Annotated in this window: 7 protein-coding genes; 5 read left to right on the top strand and 2 right to left on the bottom strand. The window is 64.9% G+C overall.

Translation table 11 applies throughout. From position 1 onward, the window contains the following. The coding region (locus tag ACPUER_RS14940; RefSeq protein WP_425131461.1) for a multicopper oxidase family protein at window positions 1–1418 on the top strand (1418 nt) is incomplete at its 5' end. Between the two features lie 182 nt (window positions 1419–1600). On the opposite strand, the gene ACPUER_RS14935 is transcribed toward ACPUER_RS14940, so the two are convergent. Next, window positions 1601–1804: a cold-shock protein gene (locus tag ACPUER_RS14935; protein WP_006478030.1), complete on the bottom strand. Its 204-nt coding sequence runs from the start codon at window positions 1802–1804 to the stop codon at window positions 1601–1603. A gap of 544 nt (window positions 1805–2348) precedes the next feature. Between ACPUER_RS14935 and clpS the strand changes: the two genes are divergently transcribed. From clpS to ACPUER_RS14915, 4 genes are all read left to right on the top strand, one after another. After that, entirely contained in the window at window positions 2349–2663 is a 315-nt protein-coding gene (gene clpS, locus ACPUER_RS14930; RefSeq protein WP_006398529.1) for an ATP-dependent Clp protease adapter ClpS, read from the top strand. Next, window positions 2660–4960 (top strand): ATP-dependent Clp protease ATP-binding subunit ClpA, encoded by a 2301-nt coding sequence (gene clpA / locus ACPUER_RS14925; RefSeq protein ID WP_072444902.1) that lies wholly within the window; start codon window positions 2660–2662, stop codon window positions 4958–4960. The genes clpS and clpA overlap by 4 nt, the downstream gene beginning before the upstream one ends. 103 nt (window positions 4961–5063) lie before the next feature. Then, the gene (locus ACPUER_RS14920; protein WP_175961885.1) at window positions 5064–6443 is read left to right on the top strand and encodes an amino acid permease; all 1380 of its coding nucleotides are present in this window, start codon (window positions 5064–5066) and stop codon (window positions 6441–6443) included. Between the two features lie 156 nt (window positions 6444–6599). Then, window positions 6600–7370, top strand: a complete 771-nt coding sequence (locus tag ACPUER_RS14915) for a hypothetical protein (RefSeq protein WP_425131460.1) — start codon at window positions 6600–6602, stop codon at window positions 7368–7370. A gap of 51 nt (window positions 7371–7421) precedes the next feature. On the opposite strand, the gene dut is transcribed toward ACPUER_RS14915, so the two are convergent. Then, on the bottom strand, window positions 7422–7868 hold the full coding sequence (gene dut / locus ACPUER_RS14910; protein ID WP_021160741.1) for a dUTP diphosphatase: 447 nt from the start codon (window positions 7866–7868) through the stop codon (window positions 7422–7424). Between the last annotated feature and the right edge of the window lie 19 nt (window positions 7869–7887).

Below are 7887 nucleotides of genomic sequence, written 5' to 3'. Positions count from 1 at the left end.
CGCTCGCGGCCGCCGACGCGCTGCCGGCCGGCGCGCCGCTCGCGACGTTGCGCACGCTCGCGAACGAAAGCCGCGAGCCCGGCACGTTCCGGGCCACGCTGGTGGCGCAGCCCGTTGCGCGGCCGATGCTGCACGGTGCGCGGCCGACCACCTTCTGGCAGTTCGGTGCGGGCACGCAGGGCCCCGTCGTCGGCCCGCTGATCGACGTGCGCGAGGGCGACAAGGTCGAGATCCGGTTCGTGAACAAACTGCCGCAGCCGTCGACGATCCACTGGCACGGGCTGCCCGTGCCGCCCGATCAGGACGGCAATCCGTCCGATCCGGTCGCGCCCGGCGCGTCGCGCGTGTACCGCTTTACGTTGCCGAAGGGCAGCGCCGGCACCTACTGGTACCACCCGCATCCGCACATGATGACGGCCGAGCAGGTGTTTCGCGGGCTGGCCGGCCCGTTCGTCGTGCGCGCCGCGGACGATCCGCTCGTCGGCTGGCCCGAGCGCAACCTGTTCGTGTCGGACCTGAAGCTTGCGCGCGACGGCACGATTGCACCGAACGACATGATGGACTGGATGAACGGCCGTGAAGGTCAGTTCGTGCTGGTCAACGGCGCACGCCGACCGCGGATCGACGTCGCCGGCGACGAGCGTTGGCGGGTATGGAATGCGTGCAGCGCGCGCTACCTGCGCGTCGCGTTCGACGACGGCCGTGCGTTCGAGCACGCGGGCACCGACGGCGGGCTGTTCGACGCGCCGCGCCGCGTGACGTCGCTGCTGATTGCGCCGGGCGAGCGCGCGGAGTTGCTGGTGCGCGCCGGCGATCGTGCGTCGCGCGCGGTGCTGCAGGCGGCCGAATACGACCGGCGCAAGATGGCGATGTCGCACGACGACGGCCACGGCAGCCTGCCGCCCGATCCGGCGCTGGCGCTGGCCGATGTCGCGTTTGCGCCCGCCGAGGCGCGCGCGCTGCCCGCCGTGCTGCGCGCGGTGCCGCTGCTGGGCGAACCGGTTGCGCGCAAGACGGTCGAGTTCGGCGAAGAAATGGATATGGACGCGATGATGAAGGGCGCGGCGCACGGCCGCCCGGCGGGCATGCGCTTCACGATCAACGGCGAAACCTACGCGCCGCACCGCGCGACGCTGACGAGCCGTCGCGGCGACGTCGAGCGGTGGGAGATTCGCAATACCACCGACATGGATCACCCGTTCCACCTGCACGGCACGCAGTTCCAGGTGACCGAGCGCGCGTCGGGCGGCTCGCGCTCGAGCGAACCGTTGCGCGCATGGCGCGATACCGTGAATGTGCGCAGCGGCGAAACCGTGACGATTCTCGTCACGCAAGACATGCCCGGCGAGCGCATGTTTCATTGCCACATTCTCGAACACGAGGATCTCGGCATGATGGGCACGCTGAAGGTCGTGTAACGAAACGGTGAATATGTTTCACATACCGGATCGGTATTCGATCTGCATGCGTGACAAGACAATGCATGTTCAATAATCGGGATTGAACGAAAAGGCCGGCCAATCGATTATCGATTGGCCGGCCTGAAAAAAAAGAAACCCGGCGCAATGCGCCGGGTTTCTTCGTCCGATATCCGATGCCTTTATGCGGCCTGGATGTTCGACGCTTGCTTGCCCTTCGGTCCTTGAACGACGTCAAAGCTCACCTTCTGGCCTTCCTTCAGCGTCTTGAAGCCATTCATGGTGATAGCCGAGAAGTGCGCAAACAGATCCTCACCGCCCTCGTCGGGAGTGATGAAACCGAAGCCCTTCGCGTCGTTGAACCACTTAACGATACCAGTTGCCATACCTACTTCCCCTGTCACACAGTCGCTGCTACTTACCACGAGCACGCTCGAAAAGCTAAACGACCGGAAAATGCAGCCGTTCCCCCCTCACAAGCTCACCTCGGCCTCTTTCATTTCGCCAACCGGCGATTTGAAAAAAGTGCCAGCTTGATTGTTGGCGCTCTTTATTGGAGTGTCAAGAGGAATTTTTAGACGGTTAGAGGGCCGTTGTAAAGAACCCATTTTCAGGGTTTTTCCGGCTTTGCTTCGCAGCATGCGGCCAAGCGCGAGGACTTGAAAAGCCGCATAATCGGCTCATCTACCAGGCTCGAGTGACACGCGTTCGAGTCGTCCCGGCTTGTGGGATACTGGATGCGGATACGACGTTCCGGTGCGGTTCCCCCTGACGGTTCGTGTTCCGCGCCACGCGTGAAAGCCGGCACCGCAGCCGGCTTTCGTATGGCACGAAGAAGATCGCGTGTTCCGGGATACCGGGGAGGGCGCCGGCCGGTCGGTCGGGTAATGGCAGGATTGCGGGCCTGTCCGAGTTGTTTAGAATGGGTGTATGGCGATTATCCCGGACAAGCAGGACAGTACCGTCCTGGAACGCAAGCAGCAGAAGCTCAAGCCGCCTTCGATGTACAAGGTGGTGCTGCTGAACGACGACTTCACGCCGATGGAATTCGTCGTGATGGTGGTCCAGGAGTATTTCAAGAAGGATCGCGAGACGGCCACGCAGATCATGCTGAAGGTCCATCGCGAAGGGCGAGGGGTTTGTGGGGTCTATACGCGGGACATCGCGTCGACCAAGGTTGAGCAAGTCGTTACCCATGCGCGGCAGGCCGGGCATCCGCTGCAGTGCGTGATGGAGGAAGCATGATTGCCCAGGAATTGGAAGTCAGCCTGCACATGGCGTTCATGGAAGCACGCCAGGCGCGCCATGAGTTCATTACGGTCGAGCATCTGCTGCTGGCCCTGCTGGATAATCCGACGGCAGCCGAGGTGTTGCGCGCGTGCGCGGCAAACATCGAGGATCTGCGTCAGAACCTGCGCAATTTCATCCACGACAACACGCCTACCGTCCCGGGCACCGACGACGTCGATACGCAACCGACGCTCGGTTTCCAGCGCGTGATCCAGCGCGCGATCATGCACGTGCAGTCGACGTCGAACGGCAAGAAGGAAGTGACCGGCGCGAACGTGCTGGTCGCGATCTTCGGCGAGAAGGATTCGCACGCGGTGTACTACCTGCAGCAGCAGGGCGTCACGCGCCTCGACGTCGTGAACTTCATTTCGCACGGCATCGCGAAGACGAACAACGGCGAGGCCGCGAAGTCGACCGATGCGAACGCGGAAAGCGAAGACGCGAATGCGCAGAAGGAAACGCCGCTCGCGCAGTTCACGCAGAACCTGAACCAGATGGCGAAGGACGGCCGCATCGATCCGCTGATCGGGCGCGAGCCCGAGGTCGAGCGCGTCGTGCAGGTGCTGTGCCGTCGCCGCAAGAACAATCCGCTGCTCGTCGGCGAGGCCGGCGTCGGCAAGACCGCGATCGCGGAAGGGCTCGCCTATCGCATCACGCGCGGCGAAGTGCCCGACATCCTCGCGAATGCGCAGGTCTATTCGCTCGACATGGGCGCGTTGCTTGCGGGAACCAAGTATCGCGGCGATTTCGAGCAGCGCCTGAAGACGGTTCTGAAGGAACTGAAGGAGCGCCCGCACGCGATCCTGTTCATCGACGAAATTCATACGCTGATCGGCGCGGGCGCCGCGTCGGGCGGCACGCTCGATGCGTCGAACCTGCTGAAGCCGGCGCTGTCGTCGGGCACGCTCAAGTGCATCGGCGCGACCACGTTCACCGAGTATCGCGGCATCTTCGAGAAGGATGCGGCGCTGTCGCGGCGCTTCCAGAAGGTCGACGTGAGCGAGCCGACCGTCGAGCAGACGGTCGCGATCCTGCGCGGGCTGAAGTCGCGCTTCGAGGAGCATCACGGCGTCAAGTATTCGTCGGGTGCGCTGTCGGCCGCGGCCGAACTGTCGGCGCGCTTCATCACCGACCGTCACCTGCCGGACAAGGCGATCGACGTGATCGACGAAGCGGGCGCCGCGCAGCGCATCCTGCCGAAGTCGAAGCAGAAGAAGACGATCGGCAAGAGCGAGATCGAGGAAATCATCTCGAAGATCGCGCGCGTGCCGCCGCAGAGCGTGTCGCAGGACGACCGCAGCAAGCTGCAGACGCTCGATCGCGACCTGAAGAGCGTCGTGTTCGGCCAGGATCCGGCGATCGACGCGCTGGCGGCATCGATCAAGATGGCGCGCGCGGGCCTCGGCAAGATGGACAAGCCGATCGGCGCGTTCCTGTTCTCCGGCCCGACGGGCGTCGGCAAGACCGAAGTGGCGCGCCAGCTCGCGTTCACGCTCGGCATCGAGCTGATCCGCTTCGACATGTCGGAGTATATGGAGCGTCATGCGGTGAGTCGCCTGATCGGCGCGCCGCCGGGCTATGTCGGGTTCGACCAGGGCGGCCTGCTGACCGAAGCCGTCACGAAGAAGCCGCATTGCGTGCTGCTGCTCGACGAAATCGAGAAGGCGCATCCGGACATCTACAACGTGCTGCTGCAGGTGATGGACCACGGCACGCTGACGGACAACAACGGCCGCAAGGCGGATTTCCGCAACGTCATCATCATCATGACGACGAACGCGGGCGCCGAGTCGATGCAGAAGGCGACGATCGGCTTCACGACGCGCCGCGAAACGGGCGACGAGATGACCGACATCAAGCGCCTGTTCACGCCGGAGTTCCGCAACCGCCTGGATTCGATCATCAGCTTCCGCTCGCTCGATGAGGAAATCATCATGCGCGTGGTCGACAAGTTCCTGATCCAGCTCGAGGAACAGCTGCACGAGAAGAAGGTCGACGCGCTTTTCACCGACGCGTTGCGCAAGCATCTCGCGAAGCACGGCTTCGACCCGCTGATGGGCGCGCGGCCGATGCAGCGGCTGATCCAGGACACGATCCGTCGCGCGCTCGCCGACGAGCTGCTGTTCGGCAAGCTCGTCAACGGCGGTCACGTGACCGTCGACGTCGACGAAAGCGACAAGGTGCAGTTGTCGTTCGACAAGCTGGCGAATCCGCCGCACAAGCCGAACGAAGAGACGGTCGAAGTCGAGTAAGCGATAATTCGTTGTTCATGCGAACGGCGCGGGAGGTTCTCCGCGCCGTTTCGTTTTATCCGGCGCCGGCGGCGCAATGGTGGTGCAGGGGAGTGGTAACGCAGTGACACAACAACAACGATCGTTCGACAACATCGTCGCGCGCGAACAAGGGTTACGCCACGCGCTGACGTCGGGGCAAATGGCGATGATCGCGATCGGCGGCGCGATCGGCACGGGGCTGTTCCTCGGCAGCGGGTTCGCGATCGGGCTCGCCGGCCCGAGCGTGCTGGTCTCTTATGCGATCGGCGCGCTGATCGCGCTGCTGCTGATGGGCGCGCTCGCTGAAATGACCGTCGCGCATCCGACGGCCGGCTCGTTTGGCGCGTATGCCGAACACTACGTCGGCCCGCTCGCGGGCTTTCTGGTGCGTTATGCGTACTGGTTCGCGGTCGTGTTCGCGATCGGCACCGAGATCAGCGCGATCGCCGTGTTCATGAAGTACTGGTTTCCGGCCGTGCCCGGCTGGTACTGGGTGATCGGCTTCTCCGCGCTGCTGATCGCCGTGAACCTCGCGAGCGTCACGCTGTACGGCTCGGTCGAGTACGCATTCTCGCTGCTGAAGATCGCGGCGATCGTCGTGTTCATCGTGCTCGGCGCGTACCTCGTGTGGTCGGCGCCGGCCGCATCGGGTATCGGTTTCGCGAACTACACCGCGCACGACGGCTTCATGCCGAAGGGGCCGTGGGGCACCTGGGTCGCGGTGATCGTCGCGATCTTCAGCTACATGAGCATCGAGGCCGTCGCGATCGCGGCCGGCGAAGCGCGCGATCCGCAGCACGCGGTCACGCGCGCGTTTCGCTCGACGGTGTTCCGGCTCGTGCTGTTCTACCTGCTGACGCTGTCGCTGATGCTCGCGATCGTGCCGTGGACGCAGGCCGGCACCGACGAAAGCCCGTTCGTGAAGGTGATGGCCGCGACGCACGTACCGTACGCGGCGGGTGTGATCAACTTCGTGCTGCTGATCGCGGCGCTGTCGGCGATGAACAGCCAGCTCTACGTGACGACGCGGATGATGTTCAGCCTGTCGCGCGCACGGCTCGCGCCCGCGGTATTCGGCCGGCTCGGCACGAACGGCGTGCCGCGTGCGGCGCTGTGGATCTCGACGAGCGGCGTCGCGGTGGCGGCCGTGCTGGTCGCGCTGGCGCCCGACACGGCGTTCACCGTGATGATGGCGATCGCGATGTTCGGCGCGCTGTTCACGTGGCTGATGATCTTCGTCACGCATCTGCGCTTCCGTTTGCGGTACCGCGGCCCCGCGCTCGCGTTCCGGATGTGGGGTCACCCGTTCGGCAGCCTGCTCGGCGCGGGGCTCGTCGCGGCGATCCTGTTCACGACCGCGTTCACGCGCGAATTCCGGATGACGATGGTGGTCGGCGTCGTGTTCGTCGTGCTGCTGACGCTCGCGTATGCGCTGCACTACCGGCACCAGCACGCACGCTGACGGTGCCAGCGTGGCCGCCCACGGCCGCGCCCGCCGGCCATCGCGATCTTCACGTTCGCTAAGGTTCCGTTAAGCCGGCGGCGACTAACATTCGATCCTGTCTGCAACGCGGGCCGGCACGCGTCGGCTCGCCGCTTTCCTGCACAAGGGGTTCGAATGAACAAACTTCCCGAAATCACGCTTGCGTTCTGGATCATGAAGATCTGCGCGACGACGCTCGGCGAAACCGGCGGCGATTTGCTGTCGATGACGCTGAACGTCGGCTATGCGGTGAGTTCGATCCTGCTGTTCGGCTTCTTTCTCGTGACGCTGGGCGCGCAGCTCAAGACGACGCGCTATCGCCCGGCGATCTACTGGGCCGTGATCGTCGCGACGAGCACGGCCGGCACGACGATGTCCGACTTCATGGACCGCACGCTCGGCCTCGGTTATGCGGCCGGCTCGTCGATCCTCGTCGCGATCCTGCTGGCGATCTTCGCGGTCTGGCGGCTCAGCGGCGAATCGCTGTCGGTCGACCTGATCCGCACGCGCAAGGTCGAACTGCTGTACTGGATCGCAATCCTGTTCTCGAACACGCTCGGCACCGCGCTCGGCGATTTCCTCGCGGACAGCTCGGGGCTCGGATTCGGCGGCGGCGCGCTGCTGATCGGCGGGTTGCTTGCGGCGATCGTGCTCGCGCACTATTTCACGCGGATCTCCGGCGTGCTGCTGTTCTGGGCCGGGTTCGTGCTCACGCGCCCGTTCGGCGCGACGGTCGGCGACCTGCTGACGAAGCCGGTCGCGAAGGGCGGGCTCGCGCTCGGTACGGTCGGCTCGTCGGCCGTGCTGCTCGGCGTGCTGGTCGCGATGGTGATCTATGCGAGCATCGCGCACGCGCGGCGACGCGAACCGGTACCCGCGCGGATCGCGCAGCCGGCCGGCGAATGACGGCGAACGAAAAAAAGGGCCGCGAGGCCCTTTTTTTGTGCGTCGCGTCGTTCAGTGACGGCCAGTGCTGCCGAAGCCGCCTTCGCCGCGATCGCTTTCAGCGAAGTCGTCGACGATGTTGAACTGCGCCTGCACGACCGGCACGATCACGAGCTGTGCGAGCCGTTCGAACGGGTTCAGCACGAACTCGGTCTGGCCGCGGTTCCACGTCGAGACCATCAACTGGCCCTGGTAGTCGGAGTCGATCAGGCCGACGAGGTTGCCGAGCACGATCCCGTGCTTGTGGCCGAGGCCCGAGCGCGGCAGGATCAGCGCCGCATAGCCGGGGTCGGCGAGGTGGATCGCGAGGCCGGTCGGTACGAGCGTCGTTTCGCCCGGCTGCAGCGTGACCGGCGCGTCGAGGCACGCGCGCAGGTCGAGGCCCGCGCTGCCGGTGGTCGCATAGGCGGGCAGGTAGTCGCGCATGCGCGCGTCGAGAATCTTCAGGTCGAGTTTCATGCGGTCGTCGAATCGGTCG

Origin of the sequence: Burkholderia sp. DN3021, from assembly GCF_049805555.1 — a bacterium.
Taxonomy (GTDB): Bacteria; Pseudomonadota; Gammaproteobacteria; order Burkholderiales; family Burkholderiaceae; genus Burkholderia; species Burkholderia pyrrocinia_C.
This window is presented reverse-complemented; position numbering and strand designations above follow the sequence as displayed.

Coding starts and splice junctions, on each gene's coding strand:
- ACPUER_RS14935 (WP_006478030.1), bottom strand. CDS start 1,804: ATGGCAACTGGTATCGTTAAGTGGTTCAACGACGCGAAGGGCTTCGGT.
- clpS (WP_006398529.1), top strand. CDS start 2,349: ATGGCGATTATCCCGGACAAGCAGGACAGTACCGTCCTGGAACGCAAG.
- clpA (WP_072444902.1), top strand. CDS start 2,660: ATGATTGCCCAGGAATTGGAAGTCAGCCTGCACATGGCGTTCATGGAA.
- ACPUER_RS14915 (WP_425131460.1), top strand. CDS start 6,600: ATGAACAAACTTCCCGAAATCACGCTTGCGTTCTGGATCATGAAGATC.
- dut (WP_021160741.1), bottom strand. CDS start 7,868: ATGAAACTCGACCTGAAGATTCTCGACGCGCGCATGCGCGACTACCTG.